The 17,790-nt window shown below is 43.2% G+C and carries 33 protein-coding genes; 17 read left to right on the forward strand and 16 right to left on the reverse strand.

Going from position 1 to position 17,790, the window contains the following annotated elements; translation table 11 throughout:
• Positions 1-377, forward strand: a 377-nt coding sequence (locus CDG76_RS20635; RefSeq protein ID WP_143854145.1) for an ISAs1 family transposase, incomplete at its 5' end; no start/stop codon positions are given.
• A gap of 11 nt (positions 378-388) precedes the next feature.
• Here the strand turns inward: CDG76_RS20635 and CDG76_RS20640 are convergent.
• The 5 genes from CDG76_RS20640 to CDG76_RS20660 are packed head-to-tail and all read right to left on the reverse strand — an operon-like array spanning position 389 to position 2,059.
• The gene (locus CDG76_RS20640; RefSeq protein WP_094350804.1) at positions 389-1,042 is read right to left on the reverse strand and encodes a Uma2 family endonuclease; all 654 of its coding nucleotides are present in this window, start codon (positions 1,040-1,042) and stop codon (positions 389-391) included.
• A 53-nt stretch (positions 1,043-1,095) separates the two neighbouring features.
• Positions 1,096-1,383 carry a hypothetical protein gene (locus CDG76_RS20645; RefSeq protein ID WP_094350806.1) on the reverse strand — a complete coding sequence of 96 codons (288 nt, stop codon included), beginning with the start codon at positions 1,381-1,383 and terminating at the stop codon, positions 1,096-1,098.
• Positions 1,380-1,637, reverse strand: a complete 258-nt coding sequence (locus tag CDG76_RS20650) for a hypothetical protein (protein WP_094350807.1) — start codon at positions 1,635-1,637, stop codon at positions 1,380-1,382. Before CDG76_RS20650 ends, CDG76_RS20645 begins: the two co-directional genes overlap by 4 nt.
• Positions 1,634-1,822, reverse strand: coding sequence for a plasmid partition protein ParG (locus tag CDG76_RS20655; protein WP_094350808.1), 189 nt, complete (start codon positions 1,820-1,822; stop codon positions 1,634-1,636). The genes CDG76_RS20650 and CDG76_RS20655 overlap by 4 nt, the downstream gene beginning before the upstream one ends.
• A gap of 60 nt (positions 1,823-1,882) precedes the next feature.
• Complete coding sequence (locus CDG76_RS20660; protein WP_196517437.1) at positions 1,883-2,059, reverse strand: plasmid partition protein ParG; 177 nt, start codon at positions 2,057-2,059, stop codon at positions 1,883-1,885.
• A 359-nt stretch (positions 2,060-2,418) separates the two neighbouring features.
• Between CDG76_RS20660 and CDG76_RS20665 the strand changes: the two genes are divergently transcribed.
• From CDG76_RS20665 to CDG76_RS20680, 4 genes are all read left to right on the forward strand, one after another.
• Positions 2,419-2,688 carry a hypothetical protein gene (locus CDG76_RS20665; protein ID WP_094350810.1) on the forward strand — a complete coding sequence of 90 codons (270 nt, stop codon included), beginning with the start codon at positions 2,419-2,421 and terminating at the stop codon, positions 2,686-2,688.
• A gap of 3 nt (positions 2,689-2,691) precedes the next feature.
• Complete coding sequence (locus CDG76_RS20670; RefSeq protein WP_094350811.1) at positions 2,692-3,339, forward strand: hypothetical protein; 648 nt, start codon at positions 2,692-2,694, stop codon at positions 3,337-3,339.
• Between the two features lie 67 nt (positions 3,340-3,406).
• A complete protein-coding gene (locus CDG76_RS20675) occupies positions 3,407-3,643 on the forward strand; it encodes a hypothetical protein (protein WP_223265309.1) in 237 nt (78 codons plus the stop codon).
• Positions 3,644-3,935: 292 nt separating this feature from the next.
• A complete protein-coding gene (locus tag CDG76_RS20680) occupies positions 3,936-4,370 on the forward strand; it encodes a hypothetical protein (protein WP_094350812.1) in 435 nt (144 codons plus the stop codon).
• On the opposite strand, the gene CDG76_RS20685 is transcribed toward CDG76_RS20680, so the two are convergent.
• Positions 4,338-5,627, reverse strand: a complete 1,290-nt coding sequence (locus tag CDG76_RS20685; protein ID WP_094350813.1) for an ISAs1 family transposase — start codon at positions 5,625-5,627, stop codon at positions 4,338-4,340. The two genes, CDG76_RS20680 and CDG76_RS20685, sit on opposite strands and share 33 nt — an antisense overlap.
• A gap of 101 nt (positions 5,628-5,728) precedes the next feature.
• Between CDG76_RS20685 and CDG76_RS20690 the strand changes: the two genes are divergently transcribed.
• Together CDG76_RS20690 and CDG76_RS20695 are read left to right on the forward strand one after the other, a co-directional pair.
• Positions 5,729-6,160 carry an NUDIX domain-containing protein gene (locus tag CDG76_RS20690; RefSeq protein ID WP_223265310.1) on the forward strand — a complete coding sequence of 144 codons (432 nt, stop codon included), beginning with the start codon at positions 5,729-5,731 and terminating at the stop codon, positions 6,158-6,160.
• Positions 6,161-6,198: 38 nt separating this feature from the next.
• Complete coding sequence (locus CDG76_RS20695; RefSeq protein ID WP_094350815.1) at positions 6,199-6,840, forward strand: DUF938 domain-containing protein; 642 nt, start codon at positions 6,199-6,201, stop codon at positions 6,838-6,840.
• A gap of 114 nt (positions 6,841-6,954) precedes the next feature.
• Here the strand turns inward: CDG76_RS20695 and CDG76_RS20700 are convergent, their stop codons facing one another.
• The 7 genes from CDG76_RS20700 to CDG76_RS36335 all read right to left on the reverse strand — a co-directional run bounded on the left by CDG76_RS20700 (position 6,955) and on the right by CDG76_RS36335 (position 10,679).
• Positions 6,955-8,319, reverse strand: a complete 1,365-nt coding sequence (locus CDG76_RS20700; RefSeq protein ID WP_094350816.1) for an IS110 family transposase — start codon at positions 8,317-8,319, stop codon at positions 6,955-6,957.
• A 300-nt stretch (positions 8,320-8,619) separates the two neighbouring features.
• Positions 8,620-8,811 (reverse strand): hypothetical protein, encoded by a 192-nt coding sequence (locus CDG76_RS20705; RefSeq protein ID WP_094350817.1) that lies wholly within the window; start codon positions 8,809-8,811, stop codon positions 8,620-8,622.
• A complete protein-coding gene (locus CDG76_RS20710; RefSeq protein WP_094350818.1) occupies positions 8,811-9,221 on the reverse strand; it encodes a hypothetical protein in 411 nt (136 codons plus the stop codon). Before CDG76_RS20710 ends, CDG76_RS20705 begins: the two co-directional genes overlap by 1 nt.
• 16 nt (positions 9,222-9,237) lie before the next feature.
• Positions 9,238-9,441 (reverse strand): hypothetical protein, encoded by a 204-nt coding sequence (locus tag CDG76_RS20715; protein WP_094350820.1) that lies wholly within the window; start codon positions 9,439-9,441, stop codon positions 9,238-9,240.
• A 115-nt stretch (positions 9,442-9,556) separates the two neighbouring features.
• On the reverse strand, positions 9,557-9,745 hold the full coding sequence (locus CDG76_RS20720) for a hypothetical protein (RefSeq protein WP_094350821.1): 189 nt from the start codon (positions 9,743-9,745) through the stop codon (positions 9,557-9,559).
• Between the two features lie 104 nt (positions 9,746-9,849).
• Positions 9,850-10,167, reverse strand: a complete 318-nt coding sequence (locus tag CDG76_RS20725; protein WP_094350822.1) for a hypothetical protein — start codon at positions 10,165-10,167, stop codon at positions 9,850-9,852.
• An 83-nt stretch (positions 10,168-10,250) separates the two neighbouring features.
• Entirely contained in the window at positions 10,251-10,679 is a 429-nt protein-coding gene (locus CDG76_RS36335; protein WP_143854129.1) for a hypothetical protein, read from the reverse strand.
• Positions 10,680-10,855: 176 nt separating this feature from the next.
• On the opposite strand from CDG76_RS36335, the gene CDG76_RS20735 reads away from it, so the two are divergent.
• The 6 genes from CDG76_RS20735 (at position 10,856) to CDG76_RS20760 (ending at position 13,375) form a co-directional block, all read left to right on the forward strand.
• Positions 10,856-11,242 (forward strand): hypothetical protein, encoded by a 387-nt coding sequence (locus CDG76_RS20735; RefSeq protein WP_094350825.1) that lies wholly within the window; start codon positions 10,856-10,858, stop codon positions 11,240-11,242.
• A gap of 130 nt (positions 11,243-11,372) precedes the next feature.
• Positions 11,373-11,576, forward strand: coding sequence for a hypothetical protein (locus CDG76_RS20740; RefSeq protein WP_094350826.1), 204 nt, complete (start codon positions 11,373-11,375; stop codon positions 11,574-11,576).
• Positions 11,577-11,607: 31 nt separating this feature from the next.
• Positions 11,608-11,853, forward strand: a complete 246-nt coding sequence (locus CDG76_RS20745) for a hypothetical protein (RefSeq protein WP_094350827.1) — start codon at positions 11,608-11,610, stop codon at positions 11,851-11,853.
• On the forward strand, positions 11,853-12,077 hold the full coding sequence (locus CDG76_RS20750) for a hypothetical protein (protein ID WP_094350829.1): 225 nt from the start codon (positions 11,853-11,855) through the stop codon (positions 12,075-12,077). Before CDG76_RS20745 ends, CDG76_RS20750 begins: the two co-directional genes overlap by 1 nt.
• Before the next feature lie 68 nt (positions 12,078-12,145).
• Positions 12,146-12,883 (forward strand): hypothetical protein, encoded by a 738-nt coding sequence (locus tag CDG76_RS20755; RefSeq protein WP_094350830.1) that lies wholly within the window; start codon positions 12,146-12,148, stop codon positions 12,881-12,883.
• A gap of 51 nt (positions 12,884-12,934) precedes the next feature.
• Complete coding sequence (locus CDG76_RS20760) at positions 12,935-13,375, forward strand: hypothetical protein (protein ID WP_094350832.1); 441 nt, start codon at positions 12,935-12,937, stop codon at positions 13,373-13,375.
• Here the strand turns inward: CDG76_RS20760 and CDG76_RS36340 are convergent.
• A complete protein-coding gene (locus CDG76_RS36340; RefSeq protein ID WP_190240913.1) occupies positions 13,296-13,667 on the reverse strand; it encodes a hypothetical protein in 372 nt (123 codons plus the stop codon). The genes CDG76_RS20760 and CDG76_RS36340 overlap by 80 nt on opposite strands.
• Before the next feature lie 82 nt (positions 13,668-13,749).
• Here CDG76_RS36340 and CDG76_RS20765 point away from each other — a divergent pair, with 82 nt between their 5' ends.
• The gene (locus CDG76_RS20765) at positions 13,750-13,944 is read left to right on the forward strand and encodes a hypothetical protein (RefSeq protein ID WP_094350833.1); all 195 of its coding nucleotides are present in this window, start codon (positions 13,750-13,752) and stop codon (positions 13,942-13,944) included.
• A gap of 415 nt (positions 13,945-14,359) precedes the next feature.
• On the opposite strand, the gene CDG76_RS37470 is transcribed toward CDG76_RS20765, so the two are convergent.
• On the reverse strand, positions 14,360-14,512 hold the full coding sequence (locus CDG76_RS37470) for a hypothetical protein (protein WP_190240914.1): 153 nt from the start codon (positions 14,510-14,512) through the stop codon (positions 14,360-14,362).
• A complete protein-coding gene (locus tag CDG76_RS20770; protein ID WP_094350834.1) occupies positions 14,509-15,093 on the reverse strand; it encodes a site-specific integrase in 585 nt (194 codons plus the stop codon). The genes CDG76_RS37470 and CDG76_RS20770 overlap by 4 nt, the downstream gene beginning before the upstream one ends.
• Before the next feature lie 228 nt (positions 15,094-15,321).
• Here CDG76_RS20770 and CDG76_RS20775 point away from each other — a divergent pair, with 228 nt between their 5' ends.
• The 3 genes from CDG76_RS20775 to CDG76_RS20785 are packed head-to-tail and all read left to right on the forward strand — an operon-like array spanning position 15,322 to position 17,777.
• Positions 15,322-15,678, forward strand: a complete 357-nt coding sequence (locus tag CDG76_RS20775; RefSeq protein WP_094350835.1) for a hypothetical protein — start codon at positions 15,322-15,324, stop codon at positions 15,676-15,678.
• Positions 15,678-16,130 carry a hypothetical protein gene (locus CDG76_RS20780; protein ID WP_094350836.1) on the forward strand — a complete coding sequence of 151 codons (453 nt, stop codon included), beginning with the start codon at positions 15,678-15,680 and terminating at the stop codon, positions 16,128-16,130. The genes CDG76_RS20775 and CDG76_RS20780 overlap by 1 nt, the downstream gene beginning before the upstream one ends.
• Before the next feature lie 6 nt (positions 16,131-16,136).
• Entirely contained in the window at positions 16,137-17,777 is a 1,641-nt protein-coding gene (locus tag CDG76_RS20785; protein ID WP_143854131.1) for a hypothetical protein, read from the forward strand.
• Positions 17,778-17,790: the final 13 nt, after the last annotated feature.

The following is a 17,790-nucleotide window of genomic DNA, read 5'->3' on the forward strand; positions in this document are numbered from 1 at the left end:
TGGTCGTCCGTGTGCGTCATCTTTGGAACAAAACTACCCGCGAAGTTCAGTTTTATTTGACTTCTTTACACAGCGATGCTCAACTTATTGGTCGGGCTATCCGAAAACATTGGGGCATTGAAAATCAGGCTCATTGGACGCTTGATTGTACTTTTGCCGAAGATGCTTGTCGCATTCGTTCTTTCCACAGTCCCCGAAATTTTGCCCTTCTACGACGCATTGCTCTTAATGCTCTCAATCGTGAACAGACCTACAAACGTAGTCTCCGTCAAAAAATGAAACGCACCGCTATGGATAACAATTATATGATTCGGGTTCTCAGTTGTTGCTTCATTGACAATACATTACATTCTTCTGAGTCCTTGTGTCAAGCCTGATTGAGATGCTCTTACCCTGCTTTTAGCCCCCGTTCAAATTCATCAACAGCTTGAATTGAATCTGAAATTGTAATGCATTGCTCTAGCAAGGAAATGTCTAGTCCTGGCAGTATCTCGCTTGTTGTTATTTGCTCATACCCATAGGTATCAGTGTAAACAGTGGCAAGCTCAGTCTGGGAAGTGTCCCGTAGGTGGTATAGCTTAAACTGGTTTCTCTCCCAAAACCAAACTTCTGCAACTCCTAATCTTCGGTAGATTTCCAATTTACTTATGTTGCCACTGGTAAGAACTACTTCTATGGCTAAGTCCGGTACATTTTTCTCTTCACCTATGCAGTAGCATTCGTCTGGTTCTGCACCTGCTTTTCTTGCTTTGTTTCTAAAAGTAGAACTTCCCATAGGTACAAAACGAATACGTTTGCTGTAAAAGAAACGCTCTAACAGCATCCCTAAATTCGTTTTGATTTTTTCATGCCTGATTGATGGCGACACTATCTCTAATATTCCATCTAAATAAGTAACACGGTAATGAGAGTTATTTTCTAGTTTGACTAGTAGCGATTCATAGCTCTCCCAACTTACGCCACTGCTGATAAACCTTTCCTCTGGGTCTGAGGTATGACCCAATTCTGGCTGATCAATTAGTTCTTTAAGACTGCTAACCATTGTCAATTCTCCCGTTTATCTTTTGGCGTTAGCGTATCTCGCCGTAGGCATCGCTAGTTTTGCGGATCAATCCGTGTTAGCTGTACCAAGATTGCGCCAAGTTGATTCAATGCTGCGTTAGTAGTGCGCTGATTCTCTAGAAAATTTTGCTTAAGTTCCTCATGGCTATCGCGTAGTTCCAGCAGTACATCATCTAAAATTGCGCTACGACCTAAGACACGGGTAACGTTATCTGTTAAGTCAGCAAGGGCATCTGTATTACGTTCTTGTTGTTGGGCTACTCTAATTAAGATTCCTTCTATACGGTCAAGTCGGCTTGGCTGTTCTGGTGTGTCTGTCATTTTCCTGCCTCAATCATTTTGGCGATCGCCTCTTTATCAAAGCAGTCTAGATAACTAACCAGTTCTCGAAATTGCTGATATTTTTCCTCAGCATAGCTATCTGGTGTGAAGCCTAAAACTTCACAGAATCTCAAGTAGTCAGCCCGCCAATGAAAATTATTTAGCGCAGTAGTAAAACTTTCTGCTGTCTCTAATGCTTCTGGCGATACCTTTAGTTTTTCTGTTTCGTAAGCTCCTCCTAGCGTTTCGCTCATACTGCTCCTTTGCCTTTATTAGTTGTTGTAGATGAGTTTGCTTCGTTTTCTGTCACCCAAGTTTTTACTAACTCAAGCAAAACCTCGTTCATGCTTACACCTTTGAGAGCGCAGATTGACTTGAATCTAGCCCTCATTGATTCAGGTAGAAACATTTTGTAAGTTACTTGCTTTTCTTCAGTCATGTTGTAGCTTCTTTCTCTAGCTTCCTTAGCTTGGCGATCGCTGTTTAGGCTTGCCCTCGTTCATGCTGCACCCTTGCCTTTATCTGATTTGCTTTCAGCTTCTTTGATCCAATTTTCTACCAATTCAACCAAAACCTCATTCATGCTGACCTGCCTGAGAGCGCAGATAGATTTAAATTTCGCCCTCAAGGATTCTGACATAAACATTCTGTAGCTAACTTGCTTTTCTTCTGACACGCTAAAAAACCTGCTCAACAACCTAATTATGTCACTGAGCTTAAAGCTAGTCATTATGCTTAAACGAATATCTATGCTGTTTATGTGGACTATGCTATGCTAACACCATAAGCTCAATCGATCAACAACAAACCACTAATTAGCGTCCTACGAGTATTCCAGAGATATACACAGCCTGGAGTTCAGCGATTGGATACTATACAGCGCTGTTTACTCTATCGATATTTGGCTAATTACCCATTGATTTGTATTTATATCTGTACGAACCGATGAAACCATGACGGTGCAAAGATTCCACGAATTTAGATTTATTTCTTGAGTTCCCGGCAACCAAGACACATTTAGCTGATTTATTGGGTGTGGCTCGTTCTACGCTTTGCGCTTGGGAAAACATAGCGTTTTGGCGAATAGAGTCTTTCCGCAATGCCTACCCAAAAACTCATGATGGAAGCCTTGATCGGGAATCACCTTTGTCCCCCTATCAATCATGGGTCTTGGGGCGTGTAGGTCGCCTCATGGCACAGCTACGACGCGGCGATCGCGTCAAAGGCTATATCGCCAAAAACCCTAACGATTTTTCTAGATACCGCTATCAGCAAGCATTCCAGCAAATCCAAAAGGGAGCGTAAATCATGGCAACACGGAAGAGAACCACAGTACCAACAGCAGATACAGTAAGCATTCATGATGGTTGCCTAAAATACATGACCACAGAGCAAAGTCTGAGACTCGCTTTAAGCCATGTTCGCCCGGATGATTTTGATACTGTAAAGGCAGTTTCAGAAGCCGATTTAGAAGCAATCGCTTCACACTTTCAGCCACAGTTGTCAACCGTGGCTAGCAACACCTCAGAATTACCCGAAAACTCCAAAACTCTCTCAGAAGAATTGCCTGAGCCAGCTACAGAACAGCCACAAAATACCCTCTCCCAGCCTCAGCAACACCAACAATTAGCATCGCCTGCCCAATTCCCCATATCCAACGGTCAACTCACCCTAATTGACCAGCTAACTCGGCAGGCAGGGCAAGAAATTGAATTAGTAGATGCGATCGCACAAGTAAAAAATCAACTGATCCTCAATAACTTGGCTGTGCGAGATGCCGAACTAGCAGAGGGTATCAATCAGCGCTGGCAATACCAAAAGCAAGAATATCTGGGAGCGATCAGAGATTTGGCGAGTTTGGCTAAGGAGCCTGTAGCGATTACCCCGGATGAAAGCAACCTTACCCAAGAAATAGAAGGCATCATCACCGAACTCGGAAAAAAGCTAATTGTGTGAGAGCGATCAACATCCTGTTATCTCCCCTCGACTTCGTTAACTGGTTATTAGAAAGAATACTAACGCCATGACTTTTACAATTTCCGGCATTGAACCAGAGGTAAATATGAGCGCTAATTCCTTGACAGAGCTAGTTTGTCAAGCGCGAGAATTACTTGGACAAATCCGCCAACATCCAGATTTTAAAGGCTTGCGATTCGATTGCGATGTAGCTTTTGGTGACGTTAAGCAATATTTCAATTATCTGGAATGGGCTGCTGGTGTTGACTTAGAGGCATCTACGTTTGAAGGTTTTACAGTATGATTCCTGCTGCCAACTCCACAGAACACAGTCGGTAGCAGGTAAAGCCAGAATTAATGCTCTCAAAATTATTGAGAGCTTTTAAGCATCAGATACCCGTCAATACTACCATGCAAGATGACTTAAACAGCCAAATTCAGGATGCAAAGACGGATGAAACAGAGCTAAATCTTGTCCTGAAAAAAATATGACCTAGATGAGGAATTGGCAGTTGAGTTTAGCGACATCGATAAAGCATTTCGGCAATTGGAAATTAAATATCAATCCCTAGTCAACACCAGAAAATTTTTCAACAATGGCTAAAATTGACACTACAAAAGCAGCAGCTAAAGCTGTGGCAGAAAAGCTAGCAAGAGGTAAACAAAACTCGGCATCTAGCACTAATTCCACATCTGCTACCACTGCCACTGTCCCCATAGATAGCCGCATTCCTGGCTTACTAACTATCACCCCTGACTTAGTACCGGGAATGATGCCATCATTCCAGCCCAATCAATACCATATTTCAGATCCGCTAAATCCTCCTGAAACGCTCCCACAGGCAACTCAAAGCCAGTTTGATAAAGGGATAAAAATCTATGAAGGTGCTACGCGATCGCTCAAATTGACGGGGGCCGCGCTCGACTTAACACGCGAGAAATTTACTGTCATTGGTAAACACTCAAAGGCTTTTGGTGCCAGGGTAAGAGCATCTCAATCAGGCTTGACACAAGGACTCAGAAGAATGTAATGTATTGTCAATGAAGCAACAACTGAGAACCCGAATCATATAATTGTTATCCATAGCGGTGCGTTTCATTTTTTGACGGAGACTACGTTTGTAGGTCTGTTCACGATTGAGAGCATTAAGAGCAATGCGTCGTAGAAGGGCAAAATTTCGGGGACTGTGGAAAGAACGAATGCGACAAGCATCTTCGGCAAAAGTACAATCAAGCGTCCAATGAGCCTGATTTTCAATGCCCCAATGTTTTCGGATAGCCCGACCAATAAGTTGAGCATCGCTGTGTAAAGAAGTCAAATAAAACTGAACTTCGCGGGTAGTTTTGTTCCAAAGATGACGCACACGGACGACCATAACCAAGGTTTGTAATCCTGCCCATAATTTGGGTTGATAAAGCTCAGGAATTGCAATAACGGGTACAGTCCAAACTTCACGAATTTCCCGGCGATGATGTCCTTTCTCAATACGTTTGTCATAACTGAAATCAATCCCCCAAAAATTATTTACAAGAGCGGTTTCAAACCATTCGGTTACTTGAGAATAGAGAGTCGGATGATTAGCTTTAAGTGCCAAGACATAATCACCTTTCTTGTCAATAATCTGTTTGGCAATTTCAGTTTGTGTCCCCATTGCATCAATAGTGATAATGGAGCCAGTGATATCTAATAACTCTAATAATGCCGGAATGGCAGTAATCTCATTGGATTTTTCTTCTACTTTCATTTGTGCCAAAACTAGACTTTGTTCACTAGACCAAGCACTAATGACATGGAGTGCTGACTTGCCTTGATTTCGGTCATAGGAACCTCTAATCGTCTTACCATCTATGGGGATAATCTCTCCTCCCATCTTAGCAACAAGGGTTTCTACCCATCTCAAAAAGCATCGATTTAATGCTTCTGGGTCGAGAAACTCAAATACGCGTCGAAAAGTATCAGACGCTCGAAGACTCGCTAACGCTACGCTATCTGACGGAATTCCGTGTGGTAATGCCAAAAAATCTTCTAACCATGTTTGTTTACTAATGCCATAATTCTCAATATCTTCCCATCCTTGCGCTCCGGCTATAACTGCGAGAATTGCGATTACCAGAATGTCTGTGAGTTGATGTTTTTTGGTTCGCTCTACTCTTGGGTCTTTGATGTCAGATAAATGCTCCACTAAACTCTGTTGAATAGCCTCAATGGATGCTATCTGTATAGGCTTTCGCTGTTGACGAGAACTTTCTTTAGCTACAGCTGATTTAGTTTCAAAGCCCTCAGACATAAAGCTTAATTCCTTTAGTTTTTCGACGACAGCATTGAATTCATCTCACTTATCTTGCTCTGATGTCAAGTACGTTTTTTACAGCGTCGTCCATCCTCATCTTGTTTGATTTGTCAAGTTATCTTTATACAAAATTAGATGAGCTTACCCTGCTGTGGATACCTCGGCGTTCTGCACACAAAAGTATCTTTCCCCTTTGTCTTGATGTCAGTATGGGGGGTCATGTTGAAACCGGAGAAACCTATGAAGATGCTCTACAACGTGAACTTAAAGAAGAGTTGAACTTAGAGTTAAATATACTTAATGTTCGACTTTTGGGATATTTAACACCACATCAATATCAAGTATCTGCTTTTATGAAGGTTTTTGAAATAAAATTAGATTGTAGCCCAGAGTACAATAAAAATGATTTTATTGAAAGTTTTTGGTTATCGCCTGATGATTTAATAAAATGGTTGTATGGCGGTGAGCCTGCAAAAAGTGACTTGCTCAAACTTGTGCAAATATTTTATAAAAATTTGTCGAGTTCTTAGTTTGATATTTTAGATTAATTATAAATATAACGATCCAGATGACACCACAAGACGCACGAAAATACGCACCAGCAACCGAGCGTAACCGCGAAGCAATTCTTGAAGTACTTTTACAAGTGTTGCCGGAGAGCGGCACTATTTTAGAAATAGCAAGTGGTACTGGTGAACACGCAGTCTTTTTTGCATCCAGGCTCAAAGATTATCTGTGGCTCCCAACCGATGTAAATCCACAATCAAGAGCCAGCATTATTTCATGGACTGAACACAATCTATGTGATAACGTTTATGCACCGCTTGAACTAGATGCAAAAGAACCAGTTTGGCCTGTGGAAAATGGTGGATTTGATTGGCTGAATACGAAGCCAATTGTCGCGATTGTGAACATCAATATGATTCACATTTCACCTTGGTCAGCCTGTCTGGGGTTGATGGCAGGGGCAGGTCGTATCTTAAAAGCAGGAGGTATCCTCTATTTGTATGGCCCCTTCAAACAAGGTGGAGAACATACAGCTGCGAGTAATGCAGCGTTTGACGAATATTTACGCACTGAAAACCCAGAGTGGGGTGTGCGTAACTTGGATGATGTCATAGCAGTAGCTAGCGCCCAAAATCTGATCTTGCAACAGATTTACCAAATGCCAGCTAATAATCTTTCAGTAGTGTTTCAACGTTCAGGGTAACTGAAACTTTCAACTTAAAACAAATGCTCTAGCGTAAAACCAGAGCATTTGATTTCAAATGTGACCGTTTTTAAGACAGGATTTACTGTCCGATTTCATAGAAATTTGAATAAATTATACAATTGTTTTACACAATTCTTGGAACAGTAGGTTAACTACCTTGCTCATGAGTTTTCCCTGAATGTGTTTGCCACCTAACAGCTTTTCACCCTGCTCGGTGACATTAGCTTTAAGTGAGTCGCGGTAGTCAATCAATTCCTTGGTCAGTTCGTTCTCTGGTAGCCTTCCAGTTTCTACGCCGGTTAGGACGTATTGCCACAGACTGATTCTACACAAGGCTGAACCGCTTGGTTTTTCAACAAGTCCATCCCCGGATTGTTCCAGAACAGTACCCATTCCTAACCTCATTTTGAAAGTGTCGCGGCTGCGGTTGCGTTTAATTCGTTTGGTTTCACCAGCCAGTCGCCTAACAGTGGTTTCTCCGTTTTTGCGATCGCGCTCGGTTCGCTTCACTTCCCTAACTTCGTATTCAATTACGGGCTTGCCGTTGATGCCCAGGAATGACTCAAAGGGATAAATCCTAGTCAACAAACGCGATCGCACTCGTAACCCAAAACCGAACTTATCAAACACGCTCATGTAAAGCTTAAATTCACTCAGACACAGCATTTGAGTGATTCTCGCTTCTAAGTGCTGCTCAAAAAGTGAGATGTCGCACATCCAGCCAGCGTGTAACTCTAAGATTGGGTCAAACTCAATTCCATAGTCTTTGGCAATGGATATTTTATAGAGATTTTCAATTCGGGTTTTCCCGGCGGGCGAAATTTCGAGCCTTTTAGCTAACCATCCCCACAAGGGCGGTAAAAATCCCGATTTAGTAGATACACTCTTGGTGTGCGCCACTTCTGGAAACTGCCACGCCAACAATTGGCGGGCATAATTCACAATTGGCGATTGTACCCGGTTGAGGTGTTCGAGTTGCTGGCACAGATCCCGCAGATCGTCTATGGGTTCGGGGCGGTGCATGAGGAAATACCTCAGATTTAGTTCCCCAGTCTCTAACCAATGGTCTAAATCGTGACCGTAAGCGGCCATTGCTAAAGCGTCAGCCGGATCGCTTTTATTCGGGAGGTTTTTGCCCCCACGATAACGCCGCAATTCGACGTGACCAACCCACAAGACTTTAATTTCCAACTTTTTGAGGATGGATGCCCACAGTCTTGAATAGTGGTTTCCGGTTGGTTCTAAGATTGCGTAATCTGGCTTGATTTCTGCTAGGTAAAATGCAAAGTCAAAAGCTGATTTCTGCTTCTTCTTAGCATCAGGATTGGAGTAAAAAGCCGGATATAAAGTAGATGCTTTATTTCTTGTTTTATTCCAATATGCCTGCAATCCGCCCTTTGGGTATTGTGTTAAAATATGGCAAGTTACGCTTGCTTTACTAACATCAATTCCCAGAATTGTTAATTCTGTTGTCATGGTTCTGCGAGATATGAGTGATGATTTTGGGGACTGGCATCCCTTGAATTACCCGAACCTATAGCGCACGAATCACCCTAACGCCCCACACTTGAGGGGCGCGATTCAGGAGTAAACGCATTCGGGGAATTAACTAGAGTCGTGCCGCGCATGAACGTTGAAACGCCACAATTTAGAGGCGCAATTCTACTTGAACGCTGCACTTCCTCTAATTAACTTGCTGATTGTTGTGGACACAACCCGCGACGGTGGGTAATTCCCACCGTTTCGGCTAGTGTGTCAGCTAGCCTCATCAGGCGGTTATAGGCTTTCGAGAGTGCTGATAATTATGCTTGCGTCTTGTTGCAGTATTTCTTGAGTGTCTTCTGTGGCATTTTCAACTTTTGACATAAACTCAATTAATTTATCTAACTGAGCTTTAGCCCTAATTAACTTGTGCCATTCAATGTAATAATCCCATGCTGGATCTGGATGTGGAATATTGTCAGTCATTACATATAATCCTCATCATCTTCGTCGTAATTGTCGCTTTGCTCATCTTCTGTTTCTGTGACAACCTCAGACTCAACAGTGACAGCAGTAAGCAAATTTCTGAACTGAGGCATTGAAGGAGCAGCAGGATTTAGCCCTTGAGCTTTTAAGAATTCAGCTGTTGCATCCCATTCTTTACGTAATGTATTGAGCTTCTTTTCTAATTCAACACATTCACGCCAAATTTTACTTCTCTCATCGTAAAGGTCTTCAGCTTTTTTCCCGACAATTTTTTTAGCTCTTTCTCGCAACTGTTCTACAGTTGATTCAATAGATTCTGCTTCATCTAATTCAACTGAAAAGCCAATTCGCTCATTGCTGTAACTGCCAATTGAAATTAGAAAGTGTGCGTGGATTGTTTTGATTTTCATCTTTGATACCTGTCAGTTAAAAATTATCAGTTTCAGCAGATTCAGTGGAAATCGGCGCAGGTGTTGGTGGAAAAAGTTGATTCTTCACCAGTTCCCTGAGTTGTTCGCTTACTCGATCTGGCTCATCGTATTGGTCTAAGACTGCGGTGACTTCCATCGTTTCACTCTGAAAATTCCCCAGGTTTTTGACCCGCTTGTAAGTGATAGTTTCAATTTTCATCGGCACGTGCTATTTTTTACTTGTTTGAATTGATTTTTTTTAGCTGCGATCGCACTCCTGCGCTTTGCGCGATGGCGTACCCGCCCGCTGGAAGCGATCGCAATTTGATTTTGAGCTATCCTTGGGTAGCTCTCTGGGGTTGGGGTAGGTCGAAAACTACCTCAAACACTCCTCCACCTTGGCGCAGGATGCTGGTGTAAGCATCGGCGTCCGTTCGGGTGCGAAATCTATAAACTAATGAACTTTCACCAGTGGGCAGGCGTCGAAAAATTGCCCACGGTCTAAGGTCATCTTGATAACTCATAATTTAAAATTCCTAATTCCTAATTGTGTAAAAAAGACCAACGCAAGCTCTCCAGCCTGCGCTGGTGCAACCTTATATATTCAGAGGTGTTGTAGTTAGTGGGTTTATTGCTGCATAGGCAACTCCTCTTTCTCAACGACAAAGTTTTGACCCCAGCGGATTTGAACAATAATCGCTTCCATCATTCCTGTAAGGTCATCAATGGTTAGCTGTTCAATCATCTGCTTGGCAATGGTGAATATCTCCGCTCGACAATCACCTTCTAGCTGACAGCCAATGTGTGATGCCAAGACGGTGAGAATAACCAGCTTTTCTCGCTTGCTGATTTTTTCAAATGCTGCACCATAGTTATCTTGCAATGTCGCAAGCAGTGTTTCTTCGCCTGGGGTGAAATTGGTGTAATAGCCGATAGGCTTTGACATTGCTACAATTTCCTTAATATTAAATACTGCATTTGGCGATCGCTCCCCTCGGACGGTATCGGTCGCTTTTTCAAAATTAGATTTTAGATTTCCTCCTCCTCATCTGGCTCAGACTCTACTTTTTCGCCGATGACTATAGTCACGCCGTCATCGCCAGACTGGTAATCAACGATCGCAAATTCCCCATCATCAACATCTTTGATACTTAGTTTTGTCAAGCCAGGGTAAGGCGTTAGATTTGCAAGCAGTTCTAAAACTGTGGTTGTCATGTTGTTTCCTGAGTAAAAGTTTGCAGACATCAAAATATCACCGCGCGGCAAACTCGTTACCGCGATCGCTTCTCTGGTGATAAAGGGTATTTCCGCGCCGGGGCATAAAATGCAGTGACGCGGGTGCTTGCTCCATATATAGCAATCCGATTTGATTTCTGAATCACTCGTAGAGGTAAGGGACTGGGTACTGGGGACTGGGGACTGGGAAGAAGGAATAAAGGTGTACTGAGTTTTGTTCAAAAATCAAATATGAGTCCTATAGTCTCCACGGGCACTAGGCAAATGTGGGGAGGGAGCTAAAGTAAGATTAATTTTGTCTTTACCGTTCTAATGGTAGTATAGCGTAAAGACATAACCTGTCAAGAATTCTGTAGATACAAAATAATTTTGTAAAGATAAAATGGAGTTACGTTTAAATGAAAACCAAGAATGGCCAGACACAAGACGTTAGCGGACGACGCAAAACTAGTCAATATAAGAATGAGCCAGCGGGACTGGGAGAACATGGACAAGATAGCCCAGATGAGGGGAATAACCAGATCGGAAATGCTCCGACTGATAGCTCAGGAGAAGATACCTCTGGGTCAAATAGACAAAGAAACCCTAATCCTGGGAAAATCCTTGAGCGTCTCGAACTGATAGAAAGAACTTTTCTTTCATACGTGCATGGACATCAGCACCGTCTTGAGACGCGCCTAGACGAAAGCAAGAATGTAGAAACTACTTTCAAAGAAGAGGTGCAAGCGCTTAAACAGGAAATTTATGATTTAACGTCTGATACTAACGAGGGGATTCAAGAATAAAACCGTCCTGCCCGCTGTGGCTAGGGCGGTTTTGATTTTGCGATCGCACTCAACCTCTACAAGTGCGATCGCGCCCTCGATGTGATGCGTGATTTTTAGCGATCAGGGTAACTATCAAAAACTTATCTATATGAATGACTTTCCAAAGAAAAAGACCCAGGTGTTCAAAGATGGACAAGTTGAGGGCTACGAAATTGGGCTGACACTTGAAGCATTTCAATGCCCCCTCTGTGACGGTAGCGGCGAGATCAACGACGATGACCCAGACGGAATTCCTTACACGGAAGAATGTAGCGATTGTGACGGGGAAGGTATTCTGTATGTCTCCATGTGACAAATGACAAACGACAAATGACAAATGACTAATGACTAAACAAAAAATCTCATCAAAAGTAGTTCGAGCCAGAAGTCTAGCTGTTTACGAGTTAGAAAAACTTTTTGAGTACATCCGCACTATTGACCCAGAACTGGAACCCGACCAAGCGATCGTGCTAACAGCATATATGTTGAGTGATTTGCCAAAATTAATCGAACAAAATCCCACGCTAGTAGATCGGATAAAAGAGATAGCGACCAATATAAAGCTTAAAAACCGCACTCCTAATAACTAATGACCAGACAACCAATTTACATTGCTTATGCCGTAACCAGTGACCAAGAAGGACTGATGCCCCTGTGCTGGCACAGTGAAAAACAGAGAGCTGGTGAAGTTGGAGAAGAACTCGCTCTCCAGGATGGATTAACATTTTACGGTGTTTTCGGTTGCAACCACGCTGATTATTCAGCAACAAACTCCTTTCCTGATGACCACCGATTGAATGCAAACAAGACTTAAAAAAACAAAAAGCCACCAGAAGATTTTGCTGATCAAGGGTGGCTCTCTGAGAAATAGCTAACAGTATTATGCCACAAAATAGCCAAAATAATCCTAATTTCTGGACGCAGAAACATCAAGAACTTTGCCTAAAGTATCGGATAAAAGCAGCATATCAACAGTTCTGGTGCTGGTTAACAAACTACGCCAAACCCGGCAAGGTAATAGAAGTTACATTACATGAATTTAATGCCTGGGTAGAGAAACAATCAGGACAACCATTATCCGAAAGACATCTAAAAAATCTCCTCAAAAGACTGCTTGAATTCGGACTAGTCAGGCTAATCAAAAAATATAACTGGCACGAATTAAAGTTAATAATCAAACCTTTGGAGTGGTTAGAACCACCTAGAAAACGAGCGGAAAAAAGATCCGAAATCAGGATCGATAGTTCCAAAATCTCGCCTCAAACCCAGGAAAACAGTTCTCTCCCTCACGAGGAGCCTAGTCAGCAGCAGCAATTAAATATTAAGCCAAACAACCATGTATCCGATGAAACCAAAAACGAGATTAAGCAACTCGCCCAAAAAGTAGACATTCACCTACCTGAAAAATGTGAAGTTTACAGTTACCCAATTGAAAAAATCTTCTTAGCTTTAAACCTTGTCTTTTTACGCAACAAACGAGACTCAATTGATAACCGCATCGGCTTATTGATTGATTGCTTGCGCTGGGAATACTGGAATGAACCAGAAAATCTACGTTTACTTCACAAAGCTGGAATTATTACTCCAGAGTCTCTTTACTACGACTATTACTCCACATAAAAACTGCTTCTACAAACAAGTAGAAGCAGCAGATAAATAACCAACTCGATTATGAACCAACCCACACTTTTTGATTTAGAAGCTTTTACTAAAACTGGATCTTCTCCTGTTTACGCTTACGATCCATTCTGGGATGAACTTACCCCCCAAGATAGTCATAGTGTTGGGGGGCAAATTTCAGAGGCGGATTCTCCGTGTGAAAGTGTTGGGGAGCAAGTTGCAACTGATACTCAAAAATCTGCCCCCCAACACGATACCCACTGGATTGAGGAATACTGGGTCGAGAGATGCTCTAATAAATACTGGTATTACCGTTACTGTTGGATGCAGGGCCGCAAAATCCACCGCCGTTACCTGGGTAGCGTAAACAGCAAGCTAGCTAGACATAAAAAGGCAGATGTGGAAGTTTGGATTAGTGACGGACAGTCGCCCGCTGAGATTCAAAGGTTAATTCAGTGTTGGGGTGAATCCCAGAAGCGATCGCACTTCTAAACCGCCGCAGTTCATCCCATCGTCGGCTAGTGGTTGAGCCAGTGCGGCCGTGTTGATTGGGGTGAAATTCTGCAATCCTGGTTTCTACAAAAGAGTCGATGGCCCGTAAAATCATCTGTTGATCCATAACGTGACCAGAGTCAACCGCATAGGCATATTCTAAAATTTGTTCTGCAAGTACGACTGGTACACGGATAGTTCTGGTCTTGCCATTGTTCCAAGCTGGTTGCCAGCTGGTTTGGTTCTTTCCCGGTGGCTGTCCCATATAAGTTTTTTGAAAGGCCTGTGTCAAGGCAGGATACAGCGTTTTTGGTTCAATTGCTAGTCCCCTGTCCCCAACGCCCAACGCCCCAATGCCCAATACCTAATGACCAATGACTAGACCAAAAAATAATCACTTCCGTCTTACCCTAAGCGAAGACAAAACAGTTGTGCAGTTGACTATCAGTGCATCGTCGCCAGAAAAAGCAATTGAATTATATGAGGGGCTTGAGCAAGTGATAATTCAAATGATGCGAGTTGATTTAGAACTCGACTGGGAAGAAGATAACCCAGACAGTCAACAATAAATAGTGCAAGCATTCTCAACAAGCAGAAGCTGTGCTGAGGGCCTCTAAAAATAGAGTGAAAGCATTGATATATCGTGATAAAAGTGCTTAAAAGCAAATCTTTTGTTGGGAGTGAATTTCATTAAGTCTCTAATTCCCAATGAAAAGCGATCGCGCTAGAAGCCAAGAAAACTGCGATCGTTGTCCTTCTAGCGATCGCAATAAATTTAATGAGGTTAGGTTAGGTGTATAACCAATCCCAGCCTAGACCGAAAAGACACGGTTTCGCCAGTTTGGCGTTTACAGGGTTGCGATCGCGCCGCAAAGCCTTTCAAGCATATTCCCAATAAAAAGCGATCGCTGATTGATGAACCGCGATCGCAAATAGTTGCTTTGAAGCTTTAGGATTTCAGCCTACTCGCTCTGCTGTGGTTTGTCACAAATTCGGGTAAACCTGGTCTACTTCATCCCATGCCTGGCTAGCAAGGTTTTCCAGTGCCATAGCCAAATACAAAGGATGATCGTACTCCCCCTGCTGCAAGCGCTCGAAGAATATCTCAATTTGCAGGAATAGGAGTTTGGTGTTCATAGAGTTGCGATCGCGCCCCGGCGTTCGTCCATTTCAATTTCAAAATAAGGGTCAAGTCCTTTGTTGTCGCGGTGTCCGGTAAAAGTGCGAATAATCTCTTTGGCAATTCCACTTTTTCGCAATTTGTTAACCATACTCCGGCGGGTACTATGCGTTGAGATTCCCTTGGACTCAAATCCCGCGTTATCTGATGCCGCTATGAAAATGTTATAGGCATTCTTCCAGCAGATGGGCTTGGTTCCACACCTCGAAGGAAATAGCCACTCGCTATCTGTTTCTGGTTTGTATTGCCCCAAGGACGCTTTCAAAATGTGATGTACCGGAATTTCTGTTGTTTCGGCACTCCCGTCTGGTCTATGTTTTCTGATAATCGCGGGAAAAATGATATCTTCCTTGGTCCGACCGCGATCGTCGTAAACATCGCTCACTTTGAGTTGAACAAGGGCCCCCCACCGTTCCCCGGTGTACCATGCTAGGTCAAGAAGTAGTTTGTACTTCTCGGTTCGGATCTGCCTTCTGATTTTTGAATATTCACCATCATTCAATACTGCCGCTTTTCCCTTTCTGTTATTCTTTGGCATAGATACAAAAAAATAAACTTCTCGTATTCCGCTTTTACCCCTGATTCGGGTGAAACCGGAATTCCTTAAATATTCACTAACCGTAAATACTGGCTCAATGCTATTGCCAGTAAAGGATACACGGCATCCGTAAATGTTCCACTTCTACATAAAAGTGGAACATTTACACAATTTTGATTAAGCCATACAACGGATTTATCACAACATTTAGAAATCCGCGTTTCTTTTATGGCAGAACCAACTTTAGTGCAAGTATTCGGAACTGGAACAGTAAGGCTTGCAAATGCAGCGGCAGCCCCATCAGCAGGGTTATTTATTCCCGATAGTGCATTACAAGGGGCAGGTTTAGCAACTCCTTCTACAGCGACAGCAGAAGGTCATTTGGTAGCGATTGCCGTCAATGCCAAAAATTATCTTACCCAGACCAATTTTGATGCAAATATTGACCAGTCCTTAATTGTCGCAGATGGATTCTCAAGTTTCACCACAAGAGGAACTGACAGCACTGCATATAGGCAAGACCAATTAACATTAAGCCTTGCAAAAATTGACACTGGCTCAACAATTGATCCGGATAACTACTAATGACGTGCACCTTAACAATCCTTTTTAGCGTACCAGGCTATCAGGATGGCACTGATACACAAAATTACACCGTGGCAGATGGCAGTTATACATCACCTTACGCCACTCCCCGCCCAGACTTAGGATATAACGGCTCAAGCAACAATGTTTACACCATCTGTTGCAATGGTTCTGCTGGTGTAGTAGAACTAGCTACTTACTATCCAGGCTACTTGAAGCCCACGATTACAAGTAGCACAAACAGTTGTCCACCAATCGTTGCAGTAAAGTATGACTGCATAAATGGCGCGTGTATACCCAAAACAACTTACAATACACCGGGAATTTATCAGTCATTATCCGAGTGTGAAACTGCATGTGGTACTGGCTGTAGTGGTAAGTGTGTCAGCAATAGCGAATGGGCACAAATAGAAGGTTTGTCTAATCAATTAAAAAATAGGAATTGTGGCTAAATACTTATGAGTACGTCCACTGTGCTGGGAAGTATGCAGTCGGCGCTTAATTGCACTGGTAAATGTGATTGTTGCGACAAATTACAGCAGCAAATTAATGCCATCAAAACACAGCTTGCTAGGCTAAAAAATGTTGATGAAAATGCTCTAAAAACATCACTCAAGGCATCTTTGCAACCCGATATCTTTACTGCTGTAGCTGCTGCGGGAGTCGTTGCTACTAATAAATTACAGCCACAGATTGAAGCTATTAGGAAAACGGCAACTGACGCTTTCCTAGAAGTAGTTGAGAACACGAAGAAACAAAGATTACTGGAGATCGAGGCTAGGGGCGCCAGTGAGGTGGCAACTAGGGTAGAAAAAAATGCTGCTGAGTACGCTAGACAGATGCGAGAGGCGCAAGCGAAAGTTACTCAGATCGAAGGGGAGCAAGCACGACTAAATCGGACAAACAAAGCACTTGAAGTGTCCGACATCGAGCTTAGGGAGCTTAGTGCGAGAAACGCACGAGAGGCAGAGAGATTAGCTCAGATAGAGAGAAAGAATAGCAGTAAGCTTGGCAGCCTAGAGCAGGAAATACCATCAATAAAAAACACACTTAAAGGTGTCGCATCAGACGCAGAATTAGCAAAAGGTTTATCTAATCAAGCCATCAGTAAATCATCACAAGCCATAACTGAATCCGTAAGTGCAACCACTAAAACCGCTACTGTTGCCAGAGATGCATTCAATCTATCAACAGAGGTATCCGGCTTACGCGGATTGGTTAATGGTTTTGGTAGCAAAGTTAATGCACTTGGTAAGGCTATTGGGACATTAGAAACTGCTGTAGGTAATGCCGTTACCGCTGCTGCTAAAGCAGTGGGTATAAGCAGTGAAGCGCTTGCAGCCACAGGGCGTTTGGCAGGCAGATTGCTGGAAGCTTTTAACGCGATCGCGACAATTTTTACCTTGATTGAGCAATTGGCAACCCTCAACATCTTGGGTGGCAGAATTGACGCAGTAGAGTCTGGGTTGCAAGCATTAGGTAATGATGTATCACGCATCCTTGGTAAGTTACTGGGCTTACAAAACCGCATTGGTGCTAACGAGTCACTGACCGCACAAGTGAAGAATATTGCACTCGACGCTAAGGGTATTGGTGAAGCGGCTAAACTTCAGGCGGGGGCTGCACAAGTGACCGCTACTCGCGCTGAGAATTTTGGGCAGATTGCTAATGCTAACGCCAAAACAGCGCAAACAACTGCTGACGGTGCGGTAAGAAATGCAACACGGGCTAACGACAACGCTATGACCGCATATCAAAAAGCGGCTGATGCACAACTTACAGCAAATAAAGCACAAAGTACTGCTGCGAACGCAGAAGGTATTGGTAATCAAGCTAAAAAAATTGCAGGCGAGGCGCTAGGTAAAGCTGGGCAAGCGCTGGGGGTTGGGTTGACCGCGATCGCCTTATTCCAAACTGTTCGGTTTTTGCGTGGCTTGCCTGGATTGCCCGGCAGGGATGGACGCAACGGAGCAACGGAACTGATGGTAGAAATGGGGTGCAGGGAGCGCCGGGAGTTACCACGGTTGTTCAAATCCCTGGGACACCCGGTAGAGATGGATTACCCGGTAGGAATGGCAGACCAGGGATTAATGGCATAAATGGAAGGAATGG

The sequence above is a fragment of the Nostoc sp. 'Peltigera membranacea cyanobiont' 210A genome, from assembly GCF_002246015.1.
GTDB lineage: Bacteria > Cyanobacteriota > Cyanobacteriia > Cyanobacteriales > Nostocaceae > Nostoc.